Annotated in this window: 22 protein-coding genes and 2 pseudogenes; 16 read left to right on the top strand and 8 right to left on the bottom strand. The window is 69.3% G+C overall.

Features of this window, described 5'->3' with window-relative positions:
• Positions 1 to 62 precede the first annotated feature (62 nt).
• From NBY69_RS12675 to tgmC, 5 genes are all read left to right on the top strand, one after another.
• A complete protein-coding gene (locus tag NBY69_RS12675) occupies positions 63 to 254 on the top strand; it encodes a hypothetical protein (RefSeq protein ID WP_250300930.1) in 192 nt (63 codons plus the stop codon).
• Positions 238 to 765 (top strand): DUF6879 family protein, encoded by a 528-nt coding sequence (locus tag NBY69_RS12670; protein ID WP_250300929.1) that lies wholly within the window; start codon positions 238 to 240, stop codon positions 763 to 765. The genes NBY69_RS12675 and NBY69_RS12670 overlap by 17 nt, the downstream gene beginning before the upstream one ends.
• Positions 762 to 1,595: a helix-turn-helix transcriptional regulator gene (locus NBY69_RS12665; RefSeq protein WP_266642179.1), complete on the top strand. Its 834-nt coding sequence runs from the start codon at positions 762 to 764 to the stop codon at positions 1,593 to 1,595. The genes NBY69_RS12670 and NBY69_RS12665 overlap by 4 nt, the downstream gene beginning before the upstream one ends.
• 212 nt (positions 1,596 to 1,807) lie before the next feature.
• Entirely contained in the window at positions 1,808 to 2,776 is a 969-nt protein-coding gene (tgmB, locus tag NBY69_RS12660) for an ATP-grasp ribosomal peptide maturase (protein WP_250300928.1), read from the top strand.
• A gap of 3 nt (positions 2,777 to 2,779) precedes the next feature.
• Positions 2,780 to 3,925, top strand: coding sequence for an ATP-grasp peptide maturase system methyltransferase (tgmC, locus tag NBY69_RS12655; protein WP_250300927.1), 1,146 nt, complete (start codon positions 2,780 to 2,782; stop codon positions 3,923 to 3,925).
• A gap of 68 nt (positions 3,926 to 3,993) precedes the next feature.
• Here tgmC and NBY69_RS12650 read toward each other — a convergent pair whose 3' ends face one another.
• The gene (locus NBY69_RS12650) at positions 3,994 to 4,203 is read right to left on the bottom strand and encodes a DUF397 domain-containing protein (protein ID WP_250300926.1); all 210 of its coding nucleotides are present in this window, start codon (positions 4,201 to 4,203) and stop codon (positions 3,994 to 3,996) included.
• The gene (locus NBY69_RS12645; protein ID WP_250301338.1) at positions 4,200 to 5,030 is read right to left on the bottom strand and encodes a helix-turn-helix transcriptional regulator; all 831 of its coding nucleotides are present in this window, start codon (positions 5,028 to 5,030) and stop codon (positions 4,200 to 4,202) included. The genes NBY69_RS12650 and NBY69_RS12645 overlap by 4 nt, the downstream gene beginning before the upstream one ends.
• A 104-nt stretch (positions 5,031 to 5,134) precedes the next feature.
• Between NBY69_RS12645 and NBY69_RS12640 the strand changes: the two genes are divergently transcribed.
• Positions 5,135 to 5,512: a hypothetical protein gene (locus NBY69_RS12640; RefSeq protein ID WP_250300925.1), complete on the top strand. Its 378-nt coding sequence runs from the start codon at positions 5,135 to 5,137 to the stop codon at positions 5,510 to 5,512.
• Positions 5,509 to 6,312, top strand: coding sequence for an NUDIX domain-containing protein (locus NBY69_RS12635; protein WP_250300924.1), 804 nt, complete (start codon positions 5,509 to 5,511; stop codon positions 6,310 to 6,312). The genes NBY69_RS12640 and NBY69_RS12635 overlap by 4 nt, the downstream gene beginning before the upstream one ends.
• Before the next feature lie 25 nt (positions 6,313 to 6,337).
• Here the strand turns inward: NBY69_RS12635 and NBY69_RS12630 are convergent, their stop codons facing one another.
• Positions 6,338 to 6,988: a maleylpyruvate isomerase family mycothiol-dependent enzyme gene (locus tag NBY69_RS12630; protein WP_250300923.1), complete on the bottom strand. Its 651-nt coding sequence runs from the start codon at positions 6,986 to 6,988 to the stop codon at positions 6,338 to 6,340.
• 71 nt (positions 6,989 to 7,059) lie between these two features.
• Here NBY69_RS12630 and NBY69_RS12625 point away from each other — a divergent pair, with 71 nt between their 5' ends.
• From NBY69_RS12625 to NBY69_RS12605, 5 genes and pseudogenes are all read left to right on the top strand, one after another.
• On the top strand, positions 7,060 to 8,001 hold the full coding sequence (locus NBY69_RS12625; RefSeq protein ID WP_250300922.1) for a LysR family transcriptional regulator: 942 nt from the start codon (positions 7,060 to 7,062) through the stop codon (positions 7,999 to 8,001).
• A gap of 158 nt (positions 8,002 to 8,159) precedes the next feature.
• Complete coding sequence (locus tag NBY69_RS12620; protein ID WP_250300921.1) at positions 8,160 to 8,561, top strand: hypothetical protein; 402 nt, start codon at positions 8,160 to 8,162, stop codon at positions 8,559 to 8,561.
• Positions 8,562 to 8,564: 3 nt separating this feature from the next.
• A pseudogene (locus NBY69_RS12615) lies at positions 8,565 to 8,669 on the top strand (IS5/IS1182 family transposase); the annotation flags it as partial.
• A gap of 277 nt (positions 8,670 to 8,946) precedes the next feature.
• Positions 8,947 to 9,447, top strand: a complete 501-nt coding sequence (locus NBY69_RS12610) for a DUF6232 family protein (protein ID WP_284348108.1) — start codon at positions 8,947 to 8,949, stop codon at positions 9,445 to 9,447.
• Positions 9,444 to 9,785, top strand: a complete 342-nt coding sequence (locus NBY69_RS12605; protein WP_250300919.1) for a hypothetical protein — start codon at positions 9,444 to 9,446, stop codon at positions 9,783 to 9,785. Before NBY69_RS12610 ends, NBY69_RS12605 begins: the two co-directional genes overlap by 4 nt.
• 25 nt (positions 9,786 to 9,810) lie before the next feature.
• Here the strand turns inward: NBY69_RS12605 and NBY69_RS12600 are convergent, their stop codons facing one another.
• Positions 9,811 to 10,518, bottom strand: coding sequence for a tyrosine-protein phosphatase (locus tag NBY69_RS12600; RefSeq protein ID WP_250300918.1), 708 nt, complete (start codon positions 10,516 to 10,518; stop codon positions 9,811 to 9,813).
• Between the two features lie 48 nt (positions 10,519 to 10,566).
• Between NBY69_RS12600 and NBY69_RS12595 the strand changes: the two are divergent.
• A pseudogene (locus tag NBY69_RS12595) lies at positions 10,567 to 11,007 on the top strand (M55 family metallopeptidase); the annotation flags it as partial.
• A 123-nt stretch (positions 11,008 to 11,130) separates the two neighbouring features.
• Here the strand turns inward: NBY69_RS12595 and NBY69_RS12590 are convergent.
• Positions 11,131 to 11,466 carry a cupin domain-containing protein gene (locus NBY69_RS12590; protein WP_250300917.1) on the bottom strand — a complete coding sequence of 112 codons (336 nt, stop codon included), beginning with the start codon at positions 11,464 to 11,466 and terminating at the stop codon, positions 11,131 to 11,133.
• A gap of 106 nt (positions 11,467 to 11,572) precedes the next feature.
• Here NBY69_RS12590 and NBY69_RS12585 point away from each other — a divergent pair, with 106 nt between their 5' ends.
• Positions 11,573 to 12,127 (top strand): cysteine hydrolase family protein, encoded by a 555-nt coding sequence (locus tag NBY69_RS12585; protein ID WP_250300916.1) that lies wholly within the window; start codon positions 11,573 to 11,575, stop codon positions 12,125 to 12,127.
• Positions 12,128 to 12,325: 198 nt separating this feature from the next.
• Here the strand turns inward: NBY69_RS12585 and NBY69_RS12580 are convergent, their stop codons facing one another.
• Positions 12,326 to 12,991 carry a hypothetical protein gene (locus NBY69_RS12580; RefSeq protein ID WP_250300915.1) on the bottom strand — a complete coding sequence of 222 codons (666 nt, stop codon included), beginning with the start codon at positions 12,989 to 12,991 and terminating at the stop codon, positions 12,326 to 12,328.
• A 581-nt stretch (positions 12,992 to 13,572) separates the two neighbouring features.
• Here NBY69_RS12580 and NBY69_RS12575 point away from each other — a divergent pair.
• Positions 13,573 to 15,240, top strand: coding sequence for a hypothetical protein (locus tag NBY69_RS12575; RefSeq protein ID WP_250300914.1), 1,668 nt, complete (start codon positions 13,573 to 13,575; stop codon positions 15,238 to 15,240).
• Between the two features lie 75 nt (positions 15,241 to 15,315).
• On the opposite strand, the gene NBY69_RS12570 is transcribed toward NBY69_RS12575, so the two are convergent.
• Entirely contained in the window at positions 15,316 to 16,716 is a 1,401-nt protein-coding gene (locus NBY69_RS12570; RefSeq protein WP_250300913.1) for an erythromycin esterase family protein, read from the bottom strand.
• Between the two features lie 214 nt (positions 16,717 to 16,930).
• Here NBY69_RS12570 and NBY69_RS12565 point away from each other — a divergent pair, with 214 nt between their 5' ends.
• The gene (locus NBY69_RS12565) at positions 16,931 to 17,947 is read left to right on the top strand and encodes an amidohydrolase family protein (RefSeq protein WP_250300912.1); all 1,017 of its coding nucleotides are present in this window, start codon (positions 16,931 to 16,933) and stop codon (positions 17,945 to 17,947) included.
• A gap of 40 nt (positions 17,948 to 17,987) precedes the next feature.
• Here NBY69_RS12565 and NBY69_RS12560 read toward each other — a convergent pair whose 3' ends face one another.
• Positions 17,988 to 18,911, bottom strand: a complete 924-nt coding sequence (locus NBY69_RS12560; protein WP_374211264.1) for a MarR family transcriptional regulator — start codon at positions 18,909 to 18,911, stop codon at positions 17,988 to 17,990.
• Positions 18,912 to 19,369: the final 458 nt, after the last annotated feature.

Here is a 19,369-nt window from a genome sequence, read left to right as displayed (position 1 = left end):
CTGCACTCCCCGGTCCCGCAAGGATCAACAACGGACCCATCGGCCACGGAGAGGGAACGCCTGTGAAGCCGACCGTGTTGGCGAAAGCGTGCGACAAGAAGGACTGCCCCACCATCTACCGGACGGATCGGGGCACGATTCTCGTGCAGGGCTCGACGCCGACCGATCACGGACTGGAGATCCCCGCGCACGAGACCGTGGTGGAAGTCCCCTTGGAGCTGATCCTGAAGGCGTTCGGTGATCAGCTTGGCTAGATCCCTCGGGGACTTGTTCGACGAGTTCACCTGCGAAGCATTCCGGCTGGAGACCTTGTCCGACTACAGCGGTTCGGGCAACACGGACGCCTATCGTGCCTTCATGGACGGGCAAGTTCAGCCGGAGAACTACAACGCCGAGTGGCTGGCCGAGGTGCGGACGCATGTCGCCGCGGGAAAGCGCCTCTACCGGGTCCACCTGCTGACCCGGCCGTTGACTCCGTATCTGCGGTTCGAGCTGGGATGGGGGTACGTCGCGAACGCCATGGCCGGTGAAGAGTTCTACATCCTCGACGTGACCGACCGGCCCAATCCGCTGCCCGAAGGCGTCCACGACTTCTGGCTCTTCGATTCGGTGGTGCCCGCGCCCATGCGCTACGCGGAGGGTGGGACGTTCGCAGGGGCTGAGATACTTCCCCGGGCAAGGGCTGCCGAGTTCGTGGCCTACCGTGACACGGCTCTCGCGCACGCCGTGCCGTTCGCGGACTGGTGGACGAAGCACGGCAAGTGAACCGATCGGAATTGGGCTCAGCGTTACGGGCACTGCGGAGCGCTTCCGGCAGGGAAGCCAAGACAGTCGCCCGGGGCGCCGTCATGTCCGCGAGCAAGCTCAGCAAGATCGAGACGGGCAAACTCGGCCCGAGCGCCGATGACGTGGACCGCATCCTCACCGCCCTTGGCGTATCGGAAGATGTGAAGTCGGAGTACATGGACGCCGCTCGGGCCGTGGCGACCGAAGCCACCGCATGGCGGCTGATCCAACGAGCCGGTCTGCACCGCGCCCAGCGTCAACTCAAGTCCGTGGAAACCCGGATGAACCTGCTGCGGCTCTTCCAGCCGGCCCTGGTGCCCGGCCTGCTCCAGACCCCCGCGTACATGCGGACCGTCCTCTCCCGGCACGAGGACCTGACCGAAGCGGCGGTCCGTGAGACCGTCACCGCGCGGCTTGAGCGCCAAGCCCTGCTGTACGACGCGAGCAGGACGCTCCGCTTCGTGGTCACCGAACCCGTACTCCGCTGGCTCATCGTCCCCCCGCTGGTCATGGCCGGCCAGCTCGATCAGCTCGTCAGCATGTCCCGGCTTCCCCATCTGGACATAAGAGTCGTACCCATGACGGGCAGTCAGCACGACATACCGAACCATGCCTTTGTCATCCGCGACGACCGCACCGTGACAGTGGAAACCGTGCACGCCGAAATCGTCGTGACAGATCCCCGGGATGTCGCCCTGTACGTATCCAAGTTCGACGGATTCGCCCGCAACGCACTGCACGGTGACGACATGCGCAGCCTTCTGGAGACCATCCGCAACGAATTGTTGCAGCAACGGGAAACAGCCTAGAAACGGCTTTCCCACAGCACCACGATGGACCTCCGCATTGGAGGTGCAGCACCTATGAAGCAGACGCAGACGCCTTGGGGCACCGGCAGAATGATGCCGTACGCGGTCACCGCCCCGGATTCTCGGTTCACCCCCGTGACGTCCCATGTCACCCCCGTGACGTCCCATGTCACCCCCGTGGTGCGCCATGACCAGGATCAGAGTTCCGGCTGATGGACGGCTCACGCGACTCGGTGCTGGTACTGACCAATCCCTCCGACGCGACGGCGGACCTGGTGCTGCGGCTGCTCGCCGAACGCCGGGTTCCCGTGGTCCGCCTCGACCCCGGCGTGGACCTGCACGACGGTTCCTCCCTGACCGCCACGTACCGCACGGGCGACCAGCGAAGCACCCTGCGCACCCCGAGGCGGGAACTCGATCTCACGCGGGTGCGGTCCGTCTGGGTCCGCAGACCCTCGCCGTACGGGGGCGCTCCCGGACTGTCCGGGCAGGCCCGCAAGTTCTCCGCAGAGCAGTCCTACTGGGGAACCGGGGGGATCCTCGCGTCCCTTCCGGGAGCCCTCTACGTCAACCATCCGTGGAGCAACCGCGCGGCGGAGTACAAGCCCGCTCAACTCGCGACCGCCCAGCGGAGCGGGTTCCTGGTGCCCCACACGCTGATCACCGACAACGAGGACGACGCCCGCGAGTTCGCGGCGGGTGAGCGTGGCGGAGTGGTCTACAAACCCGTGTGGAACACGCCCTACCGCGTGGACGGCCAGCCGCACAGCGTGTGGGTGCGGGAGGCGCGCAGTCACGAGATCACCCATGCCGTGGCCGTATGCCCGTACATGTTCCAAGCCAAGGTGGACAAGGTGTTCGACGTGCGTGTGACGGCTGTTGGCGACCGGCTGTCCGGGACCCGGATCGACAGCTCCGATCGCGACCGGGGCTACCGGCGCTACCGGCCGAACTTCACGCAATGCACCCCGATCAGAATTCCCGAAGCCGTCGAGCACTCCGTTGCCGCCTATCTCGCGGAATTCAGGCTGACGTTCGGCGCGTTCGACTTCGCGGTGACCGCCGATGACACCTGGTACTTCCTGGAGTGCAATCCCAACGGGCAGTGGGCATGGCAGCCGACCGGGACCACCGACTTCGTGGCCCGCGCCATCGCCGACCAACTACAGAAGGGAATCTGACACATGAGCGCATCCACTTCCCTGCGCGCCGCCCTGACAGGCGCTCTCACCGAAAACGGCACGCTCACGGATCCCCGGTGGCGCAGCGCAGCCGAAGCTGTTCCCCGGGAGTTGTTCGCCGGCTCCTACTTCGAGCGGGTGCCGGGCAGCGTCCCGGCCCGCTACAGGCCCGTCCGCCAGGACGATGACGGGTGGCTGCGAGGCGTCTACACGGACCAGACGCTCATCACCCAGCTCGACGGCCGTACCAGGCCCGACGACGTCGAAGCCGGAACGGATATCGAGGGCTCCCCCTCGTCGTCCTCCACGCTGCCGTCACTGGTGCTGCGCATGTGGCAGCAACTCGGCGTCCGACCGGGTCAGCGCGTCCTGGAGATCGGTACCGGAACCGGATACTCGGCCGCCCTCGGCGCGCACCGACTGGGGGACGGCAATCTCACCAGCATCGAGTACGACCCGGTGATCGGCAGCGCCGCAGCGTCCGCCATCAGGGCAGCGGGGTACGCTCCCCGGCTGGTCATCGGAGACGGACTGCGGGGAGATCCGGACGGCGGAGCGTACGACCGCCTGATTTCCACCTGCTCCGTCCGGTACATCCCGGTGCCGTGGCTGCACCAGGTGAAAAGGGGCGGCAAGATTCTGGTGCCCCTCTCCGGATGGAGTGACGCATCCGGGCCGGCGCTGCTCACCATGACCGGCCCCGGCACCGCCACCGGACGGTTCCTCCCTGGGCGCACCAGCTTCCTGCTGGCCCGCACGCACGACCGGCCGCACCGCCCACCACTGGCTCTGCTGCCCGGTGCGGAACGCCCGAGCCTGATCGACCCCGGCATCATCGGCACGTGGACCGGAAGCTGGGTCGCCCAGCTCGCTGCGCCATCGGCCGAGCGGATGGGAGCAGGGTCCGAGCAGATCCTCTGGGACGTCTCCACCGGTTCCCAGTCACGGACCACGTCCGGGCCCGGCGGTGGCTGGACAGTCGTACAGCGTGGCCCGGTCCGCCTGTGGGACCAGGTCGAAACCGCGGTGCGGAGCTGGCAGGCAGCCGGTGAACCGCACCAGGAGAACTTCGGCATCACGATCACTGCCAGCCGACAGCGGGTGTGGATCGGCGCCGAGGACGGTCCGGGCTGGGACCTGCCGATCTGAGCTGCCCCACCGCGCGGCGCACGATGGGGCAGCCCGGAATTCGGTACGCGCCGGAACGGGCCGGGCCGTCAGACGGCGCCGAACTCCGTGCCCTTGACGCCCGCCACGAAGGAGGCGAACGCACCGGCGGAGACGTCCAGAACCGGACCGCCCGGGTTCTTGGAGTCACGGACGGGGACCACGCCGCGCGGGACGACGAGGTTGACGGCGACCTCGATGCAGGCGCCACCGTTGTCGCTGTACGAGGACTTGAACCAGCGGGGAGATTCGGTCGTCACGGAGAGCCCTTTCGTAACCGGTTGATCATGGCCACGGACGCCGCTTGGGACAGCGCCTCGGCCTGTAGTTGATGGTAGGCCGTCAACAGGGGTACTACCGAAGTGCTTTCCCGGTCGAGATGGCCCCGGTGGGCGGACTCCGCGTACGACATGAGCTGGCGGTCCGACAACGTCAGTATGTACACGGGCAGATTGAAGGGTCGACGCTCCCCCATGTCGAACGGAGCGATCTGGAGCACGGTGTTCGGGAGCTCGGCGAACTCGGCCAGCCGCGCCAACTGCGCGTCCATGACCGCAGGACCACCGACGGGCCGACGGATGCAGCTCTCGTCCAGCACCACCAGGACCAGCGGCGAGGGCGTCCGGAGCAGCGTGGACTGCCGCGCTGCGATGTGCGAGACCCGCTCGCTTGCCTGATCGGCCGCGATCGCACCACGCTTGACGGCGCTGTCTGCCAGTACCGCCGCGTACTCCGGAGTCTGGAGCAGACCGGGTACGACGCCCACCTCGTACACCCGGATTTCCGCCGCACGGCCTTCGTGCCCGACGTACTCCGGGAACCCCTCAAGCAGGGTCGTGCGCCGTACGGCCCGACCCTGGCGTTCGAACCTGTCTCCCGTCCCGAAGACCCTGTCCGCACTTGCTGCGAAACGGGTAGTTGGAGGGCGCCGACCAGTTTCGACGGCAGAAATGTGCGTACCGGAGCAGCTCATGCGCTCCCCCAGCTCGTCCTGCGTCCATCCACGTTCATCCCGCAACGTGCGGAGACGCTGCCCGAACGCCGCGCCGGGCGACTTCTCAGGATCCAGCTCTTTTCGATTCACCAGCTACCGCCTAACTACCCGACCAATTACCGCAAGTTGAATGCACTCCCACCCTAGGTCACGATGAAGCCCCTCGGTAGTGGAACGACTACAGAGGGGAGCGAACGTTGCCTTCGGAGCGCATTCCGTCCACCGGCCAATTGGCCACCGACGCAGCCCAGTTGGCGGCGCTGGTAAGGGCCGGCGGGTTCTGGCGGCTGGCCCCGGAGTGGCTGCCGCGTACCGGGTACGCGCCGCTCACCCAGGACGTTCTCCGCGAGGTCGTCACCGGACTGGAAAGGCAGTTGGACCGCATGGACGAGCAGCCCGAACTCGAATCCTCCGTACTGAAGTGGCCGCCCTGCCGGTGTGGCCGGCCGGTGTGTCCCGACGCCCCGAAGGCGGATGCGGACGCCGTCACCGACACCGTCGCCAACCCCGAGGAGTCGCCCACGCTGGCCCGGCTTCGCGTACGGCTGCGTGAGGGAAGGGAGACCCGGGCATGACGGATCAGGATCTCGGCCCTGTCGACCGTGGGTACTGGACGAACAACGACCGGGAGAACGCCGAGGACGCCGCCACCGCGTTCGTCAATGCTCTCCGGCGCCTCCAGGTCGACTTCGACGACATCGGCATCGAAGAGCCGTGCGTGGCCTGCAACCACCCTCTGCACAAGGTGTCCCTGGGTTCCATCTCCGTGGTGGAGGCTGAGCAGTTCGCCTCTCGCATCAACCGCCGGCTCGACGAACTCGACGCACTCACCGAGGGCGCCGCGCCGCCCACAGCCCCTGGGCGGGGCCCAAAACGCCGCCCACACATGAGTGTTGGGGCGATGAACCCGCCCCGCCGGAGTATCGGAGCCACCGCACTGGTGCGTAACGGCGGGGGCGCCGTACTCCTGGTCAAGACGGCGGACCGGGACGAATGGCAGCTACCCGGCTGCGGAGCCCACCAGGGGGAGCGCGTCGCCACCGCCGCATCCCGTGAACTCGCCGAGGAGACCGGCCTCCACCGCCGCCTCACCCACTTCCTCGCCCTCGATCACGTTCCCGCGTCCACATCCGCCGAAGGCAAGAGCTCGGCCGAGGGGTTCACCATCGTCTGCGACGGCGGACGGCTCACCCCCGAAGAGGAATCCGCACTGGCCGTCCCCGAGGACGCGGCCGACGGGATCGCCGCCCTCACGTGCGTACCCCTGGCCCGGCTCGGCGACTACACCTCGCCCCCACAGGAGCGACGCATCCGCGCTGCCGTGTCCGCCCTCGACAAGGGCCTACGACTGCCACTGCTGGTACTCGGCACGTAGCGCCACTTGCGCCACTGCGCCGCCTTCACGACCGGGTGAAGCGCCCACTCGGCTCGCCTCTCAGCCGGCCGGCCGGAAGCCTGCGGCCGAAGGCGACCAGCAGGATGTCCTGGGCAGCGCCGTACAGGGGGGAACCGGAGCCGTAGGACCAGCCCAGGTCGTCGGCGCACAGCCGCACTCCGTCGAGGTCAGCCCCGAAGAACTTCAAGCTGCGGGGGCTGATCTCCCCGAGCAGTATGCGCAGCCGGTCCTCGGGGACCCGCCGGTCGAGGGCGAGGGCGACCGTGATGTCCAGTCCGTGCACCACGTCGTGGCCGAGTGCCGCCGCGAGCCCGCCGACCGGCGGTGTCCACGGGTGGTCGGCGTTGTCCCCCAGGAACGCGGCGAGTTCGGTGGTGGAGCGGGTAACCGCATCCCTGCGGGCAACCTGGTCGGTCATGCGATGCAGGCTGCCACGTGCCTTGATCAGCTCGCCGATCATTGCCGGAAGGGAGAGTCGAAAGCCCATCGACATGTGCGCCGCGACCTCGCGCACCCGCCATCCGGCGCAGAGACTCGGCTCGTTCCACTGATCGGCCACCAAGGTGGTGAGAAGGGCAGCCAGCTCCCGGCGTTCCGCCGCGATGGCGGCCTTGATGTCGGCCTCATTTCTCTTGCGATCTGCCACATTCTTCATGCCGTCAAGCGTGCGGTCCGCTGGTCCATAACTCCAATAGCAGTTGGTGCTGCGACCTAGCATCGCTGGTTATGGACCTCCGGCAGCTCTCCTACTTCGTCGCCGTCGTCGAGGACGGCGGCTTCACCCGCGCGGCCTCCCGACTGCATCTGTCCCAGCCTGGACTGAGCTCCCAGATACGCCAGTTGGAACGGGAGCTCGGTCAGCCGCTGCTCGATCGCTCCAGCCGTTCGGTGACACCGACGGAGGTGGGCCGGGCAGTACTGCCGTACGCGCGAGCCGCGCTGGCCGCCGCAGACGCGGTGCGGCAGACGGTGGACGAGTACACCGGGCTGCTACGCGGCCGGGTCACGCTCGGACTGGTCTCCGGCGCCACCGGCCACGCCTTCGACGTGGCCTCGTTCCTGGCGGACTTCCACGACGCCCACCCCGCAGTGGAGATCGCGCTCACCGAGGACACCTCGGAGCGGATGCAGGCCGCGCTGCTGGCCGGGGAACTCGACGTCGCCCTTCTCGGACCGACCGGGGCGGCGCCACCTTCCGGCATCTCCTTCGAGACGGTGATCGACAGGCCGTTGGCTGCTGCCGTCGCGCCCGGCGACCCGCTCCTCAGTCGTACCGACCGCAGCAGCGTGCCGCTGGCCGAACTGCGTGCCCGGCCGCTGATCTGCCTGCCGCGCGGCACCGGTGTGCGCGCAGTGCTCGAACGCGCCTGCGCGCAGGCCGGTTTCCCGCCCCACGTCACCTTCGAGGCGGCAGCGCCCCATGTGCTCGCGCAGCTGGCCGCCCGAGGCCTGGGCATCGCCGTACTGCCGACCGGCGATACCGCACCGGCACCCGACGGACGGCTGCACATGCTGCGGATCACCCAGCCCGAACTACGCGCCCGCGTCGCCCTCGCCTGGCGAACCACCGGGCCCGCGAGCCCCGCTGCCCGAGCGCTCCTCAGCCGCCTGCGCGAGGCCCTGCCTGAGGCGGTCGACCGGCGAGGCGATCGTCACCACGAAGGATGAGGTCGCCAAGGCGCGGGCCGACGGGAGGCCGAGATACCTGCGACTTCTCGATCGGTGGTGGAGCAGCGACGGGGACGATGTGGCCCTGTAGGCGGACGGATCGCGGACCCCTTACGAGAGTGCCGCGGCGCGTGGAGACCAACGAAGAGGAGCTTGCTGTGACAGCGGTCGAGGTGCCGGAGCCCGAGCCCGACTGGCAGGAAGCCACCATCCCGCCCTACGGCACGGGCAAGAACCCAGCCCTTCAGTGGAGCGTGTGGGAGCACTGCTCCCCGACGTTTCAGATGATCGGGGTGCTGAGACTGCCGGTACGCCCCGTGGCCCGGCGGTTGCGCCTGCACGTGGAACGGTCGTGGGACGGGCTGGACGCGCTCGATGTCGTCCTGTTCCGGCTGCGGGGCTACAGCTTCGCCCTCAGCAAGCACGACGGTAATCCCGCCGACGTCTCGTACGTCTGGCTCACCGAACCGCACGGGGATGCCGACCAGGCATGGGACGTACTTCTGGAAGTGGTCGGTATCGGCGCGGAGGCCGTCGCCTTCCGGGGCGACGCTCCGTGATCGCTGGAGAGACCTGAGCCCGCGCTGCCACCATGGCTGACCGAACCGCTCTGGGACCAATTCGCGGCCCTGCTGCCCCAGAGGCCTGTGTTCCACCAGGACCGCCCACCACGAGGACAACTACCGGCCGCCATATGGCTAATTGGCTGCTTCTTACCTGCTCCACGAACGCTCGCAGGCGCTTAATGGTGCTCGCACGGCATGCGGGTGGGAGTGACGACAGCACGGGGGAGCTATGGATCACACGGGAAACGTCGGCGTATCACCGCCCGAGCCGCCGCGCCGGCCTCCACCGCTACCGCCGCTACCGCCGTCGGCTCCCCGCAGGGGAGACCCTTCGCCCCAGCCTCCGCCGCTACCGCCGGCTCCCCGCAAGGGAGACCCTCTGGTCCTCCGGGTCAGTGGCCGAATGCTGTGGGTGGGGTCGGCAGCCATCCCACTGCGCAACATCACCTGGGTCGATGCCTTCAGGCTCAAGCCCGACTGGGGCAGGGCCGCCATCCGCTTCCTGAAGTGGCTGATCGGCGGCGTCCTGGTCTATGTCGCGATCAACTACGCGAGCGGGAGCGAGGCACACATCGGGGACGGCGTAAGCGGAAGCTCCGTGTCCGTCATCGTCGTGCTCGGCCTGATCGTCGTCCTCATGGGCTTGTTCGCGTCGGCCAAGCCGGTGCTGGTCGTCGAGATGACCAGCGGCTCCAGGGCGATCGTGACCCTGCCGAGCATGGACGAGCTACGGCAGATCGCCGGACAGGTCGTGTACGCGATCGACCACCCGGAAGCCGAGTTCACCTTCACCGTGCGGCAGTTCAACAACAAGACGAACAACTACGGTCCTGTCGTCAACATGAACGGCGGCCGGGGAAACACGGGGTTCAAGCTATGAGTGATGTGTCGAATAACTTCGGACCCGTGGTCAACATGAACGGCGGCCGCGGGAACACCGGCATGAAAAACGTCACCGTCGGCGGTGCTGCCCAGGACGTAGAGCTCCGCGCCGCTGTCGACGATCTCACCCGCTTCCTCCAGGAGCTCCGCCCACACCTCACCCCGGACCAGGCCCGGACCGTCGATGATGCACTGCCTGAGTTCACTCCTGACCGGGGTGCCCTGCGTGAGCGCGGCATCGTCCTGGCATCTGTCGCGCAGATCGCGGCCACTGTCGGCGCGGTGGGCCAGCCCGTCGCGGAGGCGGTGGGGCGGCTGCTCGCGCTGCTGGGCTAGAGCTCTCTTTGATAAGGGGTGGAGGTCAAGAAGAAGTGGCAGGCAGGTGGGTCGCTGGCGCTTCCTCGGACAGTATGGAGAGGTCTTCCTCTGTGGCGCCCTGAGCCTGGAGGTATGCGGGTACAGAACCGTGATGGCTGCGGATCCACAGGAGCGCCCGACGAAGGTGCCCGGCCGTGACCGGCAGGGTGTTGTGTCCCCGTGGGCCTGACGGCTGTGCGACGGGCAGACGCAGCTCGGTGTTGGAACGCACGAAGTCCGCGACTACCTCCGCCTCGGACGCGCCGAACAGCGTCTGCACGAGGGCAACCACGACACCGGTCCGGTCCTTCCCCGATGCACAGTGGACGAGCACTGGCCCCTTGCTCTCGGCTCGCAGGTGCCGTACCACTGCCAGCACAGCCCGGCCGGAATGCTCGGCCATCGACGGGTAGAGCTCCATCTGCTCCTGCGGCCATCGCTGCTCGGTGAACACCGGAACATGCAAGTATCTGATCGCCGCCCCGTGCAAGGCATCCGGCCGGGCGGTGACCTCGGGGCGACTGCGCAGGTCAACGACCGCACGCACCCCCAGGTCGCCCAGCTCGCATGCCCCCTTCTCCGACAGCGCGTGCAACGCGCCGGACCGGTAGAGGACACCAGGCTGCAATCCCCCTAGCCCGCCGGCGTCCCGGAAGTTTCGCACCCCATCGATACCGGTCGGCGCCGCTGTTCCCACCCCATTGTTCGTCATCGGCTCACTGTACGTTTTCACGTGCAACGGGCTGTTTCGGGGGATGCCGGGCGTTCGTTGGGCGAGATCGGGCTCAACGCCGCCATGGCGGGGAAGTTGGGCGTGCCGGTCGTGATGCTCAGCGGCGACGACACCGCCTGCGCCGAACTGCGCGAGCTGGTGCCCTCCGCGGTCACCGTCGCGGTCAAGGAAGCCCTCGCGCAGGCCGCCGCGGTCGTCCTGCATCCCGAGGAGGCCCGGGAGCAGCTACGCCGGGCGGCGGCCGAGGCCATCGCCCGGCGGGCCATGGTGTCGCCCCTGACCATGGCCGGACCGCTGACTGTCGAGGTCGACCTCTCCAGCCCGCACATGGTCGATCTGGCGACGCTCGTGCCGGGTGTCTCCCGCGTCGAGGGCAGCCGCACGATCACCTTCACCACGACCGACTTCGCCGAGGCCTACCGGCTGGTGCTGCTGCTCGTACAACTCTCTTCGGTCAAGCCCCGCTAAGGACTGCCGCAGTGCGCCCTGTCACCCAGCACAGCGGCGGGACGACTGCGAGGGCGGCCCGGACGTCCGGCCATCGGCGGAATGCCATTCAGACGCCTGCGGTAACCCGGAGCCCTGCGTTGCCTACGACTCGGACGTGCGCGATCCGAAGGCGGGACCGAACACCACGAGCAACGCCAGGTCTTCGGTCACGTCGATGAATCGGTGTTCCTCACCGGCCGGTACAAAGATCACCGCTCCGGGGCCCACCTCGGCCGTCCGGTCAGGGGTCGTGATCTTGGCGCGCCCGGCGGTGACGACGTAGATCTCGTCCTCGGTATGAGGGCTCTGGGTATCGCGTCCTCCGACCGGGATGCAGTACGTGCCCACGGACAGATCCGACGTCCGCAACTGCTCGACCCAGTCGTTGCCCACTGCGCCGGGATGCGCCCACGTCCCGGCACCCTTGATGATCTCCACGGGGTGAGCGTAGTGCTGCGTCCGGCCCGTCACTACCATGACCGACGGAGTAGCCGCCTTGCCGACTTGCAGGGCACTGGACAGAGAGACCGAACGGGAGCCTGTCGTGACCACTGCACTGATCATCGGCGACATCCAGCAGGGCATCACGAGCAACTACCCGTTCGCCAGGCGCGTCGTGCCGCCGCTCACCGAACTGCTGCCGCGTGCCCGCGCGGCCGGTGCGCTCGTGGTGTTCGTGCACTTCGCCTTGCGGAGCAACGGCACCGACCTGCCGCCGGACAACGCACTCTTCAGGACGTTCCACGAAGCCGGGGACACCTTCCATGAGGGATCGGCCGGGACCGAGATCGCTCTGCCGGTCGCCGACGAGGACGTCGTCGTGGTGAAGCGCCGGGCCAGCGCGTTCGCGGGTACGGATCTCGACCTCGTACTCCGCGCGAGCGGCGTCACCTCTCTCGTGATCGCCGGAGTCGCGACCAGCGCGATGGTGGCTGCGACGTGCTACGACGCGGCGGACCGTGGCTACCAGGTGACCGTGCTGCGTGACGGGTGCGCCGACGGTGATGCGGCCATGCACGACTTCTTCATGGATACCGTCTTCCCCAGCCGGGGATTTGAGGTCATGCCCTGCGCCGGTTGGTACGGAGACCAGGGCTGAACTCGGTCCCGCGCCGGTCGCCGATGACGGCTAGCGGCGCGGGACCAGATCAGGCGCGGGACCGGATCAGGCGCGGGACCGGATCAGGTGCGGGACCGGATCAGGTGCGGGACCGGATCAGGTGCGGGACCGGATCAGGTGCGGGACCGGATCAGGTGCGGGACCGGGCACTGATCGGGAGCCGGATCAGGCCCTGGATCAGGCAGCGAGCAGGAGCCAGCCCCCGAGGCCGCTGCACATGCTCGCGTTGAAGGCGTCGGCACGGAACCCGGCCGGAATCGGTACGCCGGGGCAGATGTACTCGCCGACGCGGGCCAGTTGCTGGTACCAGATGCCGATGCCGCCGCAGCCGGTGCTGATGTGGCCGGTGAGTACGTAACCGGAGGGAATCGGCGAGCCCGCACAGACGTACTGGCCGTCGCGGGCCAGCTCCATGAACCAGGTATCGATGTTGGCGTTGCAGCCGTTGGCGGTGTGGAGGGTGAGCACGTAGCCGGGGGGAATCGGCGAAGTGGCGCAGATCCAGAGGCCGCTCTGCGCGGGCTGTATGTACCAGGAGCCCGCGCCGTTGCATCCGTTCGCCCCGCGGCTGGTGATCACGTAACCGTCCGGGATGGGCGTGCCGGGGCAGATCCACCCGGAGGCGTCCTGCGCGACGGCGGTGCCGTGCGCCGCCCGGGATGCCTGGGGTGTCCGGGAAGCCTGGGGTGCCTTGGACGTCTGGGGTGCCTTGGACGTCTGAGGTGCCTGGGGCGTCTGAGGTGCCGCGCTGGCCGCACCGGCGGCCGTGCCGGTGAGGACGGCCACCAGCAGCGCGACCACCCCCATCGCTGCGGCGAGTCTGCTCCGTACTGCTACGACCAAGGAACGACCGTGCAGTTGGCGATACTTGAAGTTCACGTCACACCGGTCCAATCGAGTGGTCCACGGGGCGCCGCACGAGGTCCGCGCGGCGCGGGGCCGTGGAGCTGGGCGGGACTGAGGAGCTGAGCGGGACTGAGGAGCTGAGCGGGGCTGTGGAGCTGAGCGGGGCTGTGGAGCTGAAACGACACCAGCGGGAGCCGCGGGAGCCGAATCACCGGAAGGGATACCCCGTCAACCTGATCGGAACCTGACATGAATGTCCGCCAGTTCCCGGTGTTCCGCGTACATGGTCCGGGCTGCCCCATCGGCCCCCTGCGCTGCTCCTTCGCCACTACCCACCCTGGCCGCCACCGGGTGAGGATGAGAGGCAACGTAGGTTGGGGAGGCAGGAGGGGCTTATGCACTTGCAGCAGGTTGCAGAGTCGGCCGGGGCGGCGGGACGGGGTACCGGGCGGGCGTCCCGGCGGCCCCACGGCACGGTGACGCCTGCCGCACCGGTAGCCACATCGGTGGCCACACCGCCCAGCCCCCAATCGCAATACTCCGTAGGTCAGTTGCAGGGTTCGGCGGGGAACGCGGTCGTGGCCGGTCTGCTCGCCCAACAGCGGAGCGGGCCCAGCCCCGACGGCGGACAGCAGCGGGCAGCGGGGGCGGAAGCGGGCGTCAGCGTCCAGCGGGCCGCGGTGGACGGGGTCAGCGTCCAGCGGAAGGCGGCAGCGGCGCCGGGCGTCAGCATCCAGCGGGCCGGTACGCGCTCCGGGCCCGGCGGCCGGGCCCCCGCCGGGGAGGAGAGCGAGCAGCGCCGACCGGAGCGGAGCGGGCGTGGCGTCAGCGGGCCGGTCACCGGCCTGGACGTGACCGCCAACTCTTCCGGCATGGCCGGTGGGGCCACCGTCTCCGGGCAGTACACCGACCCCGCCGTCAGCACCAACGCCTCCTACGACCTCGGCGTGGGGGCGCCCGCCGCAGGCGCCGTGGTCGCCGGGTACGGCGCCGTCACCAGCGGGTCCGCCGCGCTCACGGCCCGCCGGGAGCGGAACGCCGCACAGCCCGGCAGCGGGGAGCACCGCGCTGCGAACAGCGAGTACCGGAACGCGGCCGGGGACACCGCGCAGGCCACCTCGAACTTCGCCGGGCAGGTACTCAACGGCGCGGGCGGCGCGATGAACCTCGCCGGTCAGAACCTGGCCCTCTACAACACCGTGCTGGCGGCCGGGGCCGGTGCGGCGCTGCCCGCGGGTGCGATCCAGGCGGGTCGGTACGTACGCAAGGGGCTCCACGCGCACCACCGGGCACGCGAACTCAAGGAGCTGATCATCCGCGAGGAGATCGAGCCCCACCGGGCGCTCCTGGCGGCCCGGGAGCAGGTCGTGGTCCAGAAGCTGTTGATCGCCAAGCTCAACGAGGACCTCTCCGACTGGAAGGGCCAGCTCGCGGCGCTCCGCGCGCAGGCGGAGCAGGACCCGTCGTTCGGCAACACGGACGACATCGCCAACTGGTCACCTCAGCGGCGCGAGTTGGCGAGACAGCTGTACGACATCCAGTACATCGGGCTGCCGGAGATCGAGGGCCACATCAGGAGCGCCCAGCAGGGGCTCGACGAGGCGCTGGCGGACCAGGCCCAGCGGGAGGCGTACAAGACCGCGCTGGACGCCGCCCTTCAGGAGTTGGCGGGAGAGGTGCGGCTCTCCGACAAGGGCAGGACCCGCCCGGTCTCGCTGCGCTCGATCCAGTTGTACGCCCTGTACAAGAACCGGCGGGGCCGGCGGAACAAGCTGGTGCAGGCGGTGTCCGGCGCGGCCGGTGCGTCCGGTTCGGTCGCCGCCCTGGTGTCCGCGGCTGCGGTCGGGGCCGGTGCCACCGCGGGCGCCGCCGCCCTGGCCGCCACCCCGGTCGGCTGGGCGCTCGCCGGCACGGCGGCGGCCACGGGCCTCGGACTCGCCTCGAAGGACGCCTGGCACTACTTCGCCAAGCGCTGGGAGCAGACGGCCGAGAACCACCCCGACGGCCAGGACGACAACACCCTGGAACACCTGGGCGAGACCCTGGCGTTCTGGCGTCATGCCGGACCCAACCGGCGGGAGGAGTACGCCCGGGTCCTGTACGAGTTCTCCGCGGACGGACCGGCCCCGGAGCGGGTCACCGAGGCGCGTCACACGCTGGCGGCCCTGGGACTCGACTGGAACAGGCTGCCCGCGGAACCGCAGGCGGCCATCAAGGAGATCGCCCGCAAGATGGTCTCGAAGTAGCGGGACCGCCGCTGCTGTACCGACCCCGGGGGTTCCGGCGCCCGAGGTACCGGCCCCTGAGGTACCGGCCCCGGGTTACCCGGCCGGCAGTTCGGTCGCCTCCCGGACGGTGTGGAGGTGGACCAGGACGTCGTACGCCTTGCCGATGGCCAGCTCGGGCGTCTCCGCGTTCGGGAACTCCGTACCGACGAGGCAGGTCGGGCGCGCGACGTCCAGCCAACTGCGGCTGGCAGCAGGGAGCTTGCGCAGGTCCGCGTAGTAGTCCCGGTACCGGACCTGGTCGAGCGTGTACTCGTTCGAGCCGGGTCCGGCCGGACCGACGGTGAACTTCTTCCAGTCGCCGCCGAGGGCCTGGTCCTTGGAGAGGAAGGAGCCCTGGTCGAAGGTGGTGCCGAGGGCGAGGTAGTCCGCACCCAGGCTGTCGTGCAGGAACGAGCCCTGGGTCTTCGGGTACGTCGTCGGGTCGGAGCTGACATAGCCGACGTGGTCGTCGTGGGCCGACAGCAGGATCCTGTCGCCGGTGCGCCGCTGCCACCATTCCGTGGTCTCGGCCATCACCTGGTCGCGGTAGCGCTCCATGGCGGTCAACGACTCCTGGTTGCCCGGGTCGACGGCGAGGAAGGTGTAGGTCTGGGCGATGTTGCGGGCGTTCTGCAGGGCGAAGTCGAAGCTGTCATCACCGGGACGCCCCTGCTGTTCCACCAGGTCGAGCATCTGCTGTGCCCTGGCCGCGTTCTGTTGGCGCTCCGCGAGCGGACGGTTCAGGTAGCCGATGGCGTCGTCGAGCGGGCGCAGGCCGGTGAGCAGTTCGTTCAGGCGCGGCAGGGACTCCGGGTGGGTCCGCCCGACGTAGTCGGTGACCGCGTCGAAGACGCGCCCGTCGAGCCTGGGGGCGCCGATGTCGTCACCCATGAAGTGGACGGGACGGTCGGGGTGTTGGCGGTTGTGGTCGCGCATCCACCGCACGAGGGTCACGAACTCCTCGCGGTCCCAGGGAGACCCGGCCATCACCTCGTGCACGACCTGCCGGGCGTCGTCGCCTCCGGTGTCAGCGCCGCCGCCGGCACTGCCGTGCTGGACGTAGTCGTCGATCTGTAGCCCCGCCGACCAGCTGATCTCCAGGGCGAAGGTGGTGAATCCCTTCTTCTCGACGAGGTAGCGGAACAGCCGGTCCTTCAGCGCGAAGAACTCGTGCGAGCCGTGCGTGGCCTCCCCCACACCGACCACCTTGGCGTCGCCGACCGTCACCCCGAGGGCGCGCAGGTCGGCCGTGCCGGTGCCCGGCTCGGCCGACCGCAGCGGGTGGGCGATCCGGTCCAGCGCGCCGACCGGGGTCTGCGTCTGGATCTGGGGCTGGGTGTGCGTCGGGCCCGATACGGGCGCCGCCGGTGACGACGCGTACGCGGCCGTCGCCGGGGCCAGCGTCGCGGCCAGGGCGATAGCCGCTGCCACGAGCCGCGTCCTGTTGCCGATCATGTGTGATCACTCCTCATCGCATGGAACAGCGAGTGCAAGGAACAGCGAGTGCTGTCGAAATGATCTTCACGCGCGCACCGGCCCGGACACACTGGTGCAGACCCCACGGTTCCCCCCGGGGGCAGCCCCAGGACCAGGGCTGATCCGGGACCCCCGCTCTGCTGGACCCGACCCGCCAGGCAGACTCGACGGAACACGAAGAGGGGAGGCCCACATGTCCGAGGAGCCGAGGTCGGGTCAGAAGGACAGCGCCGATCACGCGGCAGCACACCGCGAGCCGTCCGGAACGCCGGTCGACGTGACGCCGGACAGCGGGACGCCGGTCGACGTGACGCCGGACAGCGGGACGACGGGCGGTGAGAGCGAACGGGCCCAGGTGGCCGCGTTCCGGAGCGCGCTGGGGCTGGAGTCACTCATCGACGTCCACACCCACTTCATGCCCGAGCGGGTACTGGCGAAGGTGTGGGCGTACTTCGACGCGGCCGGGCCGCTCGTGGGCCGGGCCTGGCCGATCACGTACCGGGAAGAGGAGGAGCGCCGCATCGAGCTGCTGCGTGGCTTCGGGGTCCGGGCGTTCACGTCCATGCTCTACCCGCACAAGCCGGGCATGGCCCGGTGGCTCAACGACTGGGCCGCCGACTTCGCCGCGCGGGTGCCGGACTGTCTGCACACGGCCACGTTCTTCGCCGAACCGGGCGCCTCCGACGACGTACGGCACGCACTGGACCAGGGCGCGCGGGTCTTCAAGTGCCACCTCCAGGTCGGCGGCTACGACCCCAACGACCCGTTGCTCGACGACGTCTGGGGACAGCTGGCCGACAGCGGGACACCGGTGGTGACGCACTGCGGTTCCGGGCCCGTGCCCGGCGCCTTCACCGGCCCGGGGCCGATCGGCGAGCTGCTCAAGCGGCACCCACGGCTGCGGCTGGTCGTCGCCCACCTCGGGATGCCCGAGTACGAGGGCTTCCTCGACCTCGCCGAACGCCACGAGGACGTCATGCTGGACACCACCATGGCGTTCACCCCGTTCGTCGAGGCATCGGACCCGTTCCCCCCGGCGGCGCTCCCCCGGCTGGCCGCCCTGCGGGACCGCGTGCTGCTCGGCACGGACTTCCCCAACATCCCCTACTCGTACGCCGATGCCCTGCACGCGCTGGAACGCACCGGGCTGGGCGACGACTGGCTGCGCGCGGTCTGCCACGACAACGCGGCCCGCTTGTTCGGTCTGTGAGGACGCGGGCCCGGGAGGGGCTTTCTCTCTCCCGCCGCGCTTACGGGGTCCGGGTCAGGGCGCGCAGGGCGTCGACCCGTTGGTGTACGTGGTGCGCTACCGCCGATGCGGCCGGTTCGGGTGGGGTCGGCGTACCGGGGCGGCAGGTGCGGCAGAGACCGTCGGGGAGTGCTTCGGGGCGGCCGGGGGTGCCGCACTTGGTGCATTCCACGAGGAGGCGCGGCGGTGTGACTGTGGTGGTGTTGGTGGTGGGCCGGTGTGGTGGCTTCTTGTCCGTGAGCCTGCGGCGGACGAAGCCTCGGGGCGAGATGATCGGTTCGGCGGGGAGTCCTGCGGTGAGGGCCTGGACGAGGTGGGCGGGCGTGGCGCCGCGCTCCAGCCACTCCTGTGCGAGACCTTCCAGGGTTGCGCAGTCGGCAGCCGAGAGGGCTAACCGGGGGTCGGTGCAGCCGAGTTGGGCCAGTGCGTCGTACGCGGGCGAGGGGCGGCCGGGGTGTGGTGCCGGGTCCGGTGCCGGGTCTGATGCAGGGTCTGATGCAGGGTCTGGTTCCGGCTGCTGCGGTACGCCGGGCGGGGCGGGCGCGGGGCTCGCCGATACCTGCGTCTCGGCCGGGGATCGGCCGTCCTCGGCGGCAAGGAAGGTGGTCCACCACTCGTTGTCGCGTGCGGTCCGCGACCAGAACGTCCGGAAGACCCAGCGGACTTGGTCGCCGTCCCCGGCCAGGCGGCGGATGCGCCGCAGGTATCCGGCGACGGACAGCGCCGTGAGGGCCGTGCTGACGGCTTGCTGCCCGTAGCGCGGGAGTTGCCGGGCGAGGGTCTTGACCGTCATCGCCGCGCCCTCGGGCAGCCGGTCGATGAACGCGGCGATGTACCGCTCACGCTCGGGCAGAAGAAGGAAGTCGTCCGTACGGCGGGGAACCTGGTCCGGAGCAGAGCGTTTGCCGTAGCCGGGAACTGCCATCGGATGGGCGGTGGAGGGTACGGATGATGCGGGCGCGCGCAGGGCGGCGCTAAAATTCTCGGTAGCCACGGGATCGTCCTGTTCGATCTTGGGGTGAGACCCCGGCTCGGTGCTTGTAACACCGCGTCGGGGTCGTTCAGTTGGTTCGTCGCTGCACCGTAAGCAGCCGCGCCTGCGCGCCGCAAGCCGGTCCGGATTAGTCGTACTTACCCGCCGTTACGGGGGTCGGGAGGGGTGGGAAGGACTTCCCCCAACCCCTACCCACCCTTCTCCGGTAAGGGAAGAAGCTCGAATCCCGGGGCTCGCGTCCCGACGCCCGGAACCCGAGCTTCGGGCGCTCGTACCCCGTACGTGTCTGAGAACTTCCCCCGAAGGAGTGGCCGGACCGTCCCGGGTCCCGGATCCCGAGGCTCAAGCTCCGAGCATCGGCGGCCCGGCGGCTCCCTCCCTGCCCCTGT

Source organism: Streptomyces sp. A 4/2 (assembly GCF_940670765.1).
In the GTDB taxonomy this organism is placed as follows: Bacteria; Actinomycetota; Actinomycetes; order Streptomycetales; family Streptomycetaceae; genus Streptomyces.
This window is presented reverse-complemented; position numbering and strand designations above follow the sequence as displayed.

What these genes read in the sequence shown, in the direction of transcription:
- tgmB (WP_250300928.1), top strand. Translation starts at nt 1,808, where the DNA reads ATGGACGGCTCACGCGACTCGGTGCTGGTACTGACCAATCCCTCCGAC.
- tgmC (WP_250300927.1), top strand. Translation starts at nt 2,780, where the DNA reads ATGAGCGCATCCACTTCCCTGCGCGCCGCCCTGACAGGCGCTCTCACC.
- NBY69_RS12635 (WP_250300924.1), top strand. Translation starts at nt 5,509, where the DNA reads ATGACGGATCAGGATCTCGGCCCTGTCGACCGTGGGTACTGGACGAAC.
- NBY69_RS12630 (WP_250300923.1), bottom strand. Translation starts at nt 6,988, where the DNA reads ATGAAGAATGTGGCAGATCGCAAGAGAAATGAGGCCGACATCAAGGCC.
- NBY69_RS12625 (WP_250300922.1), top strand. Translation starts at nt 7,060, where the DNA reads ATGGACCTCCGGCAGCTCTCCTACTTCGTCGCCGTCGTCGAGGACGGC.
- NBY69_RS12605 (WP_250300919.1), top strand. Translation starts at nt 9,444, where the DNA reads ATGAGTGATGTGTCGAATAACTTCGGACCCGTGGTCAACATGAACGGC.
- NBY69_RS12600 (WP_250300918.1), bottom strand. Translation starts at nt 10,518, where the DNA reads ATGACGAACAATGGGGTGGGAACAGCGGCGCCGACCGGTATCGATGGG.
- NBY69_RS12570 (WP_250300913.1), bottom strand. Translation starts at nt 16,716, where the DNA reads ATGATCGGCAACAGGACGCGGCTCGTGGCAGCGGCTATCGCCCTGGCC.
- NBY69_RS12565 (WP_250300912.1), top strand. Translation starts at nt 16,931, where the DNA reads ATGTCCGAGGAGCCGAGGTCGGGTCAGAAGGACAGCGCCGATCACGCG.
- NBY69_RS12560 (WP_374211264.1), bottom strand. Translation starts at nt 18,911, where the DNA reads ATGGCAGTTCCCGGCTACGGCAAACGCTCTGCTCCGGACCAGGTTCCC.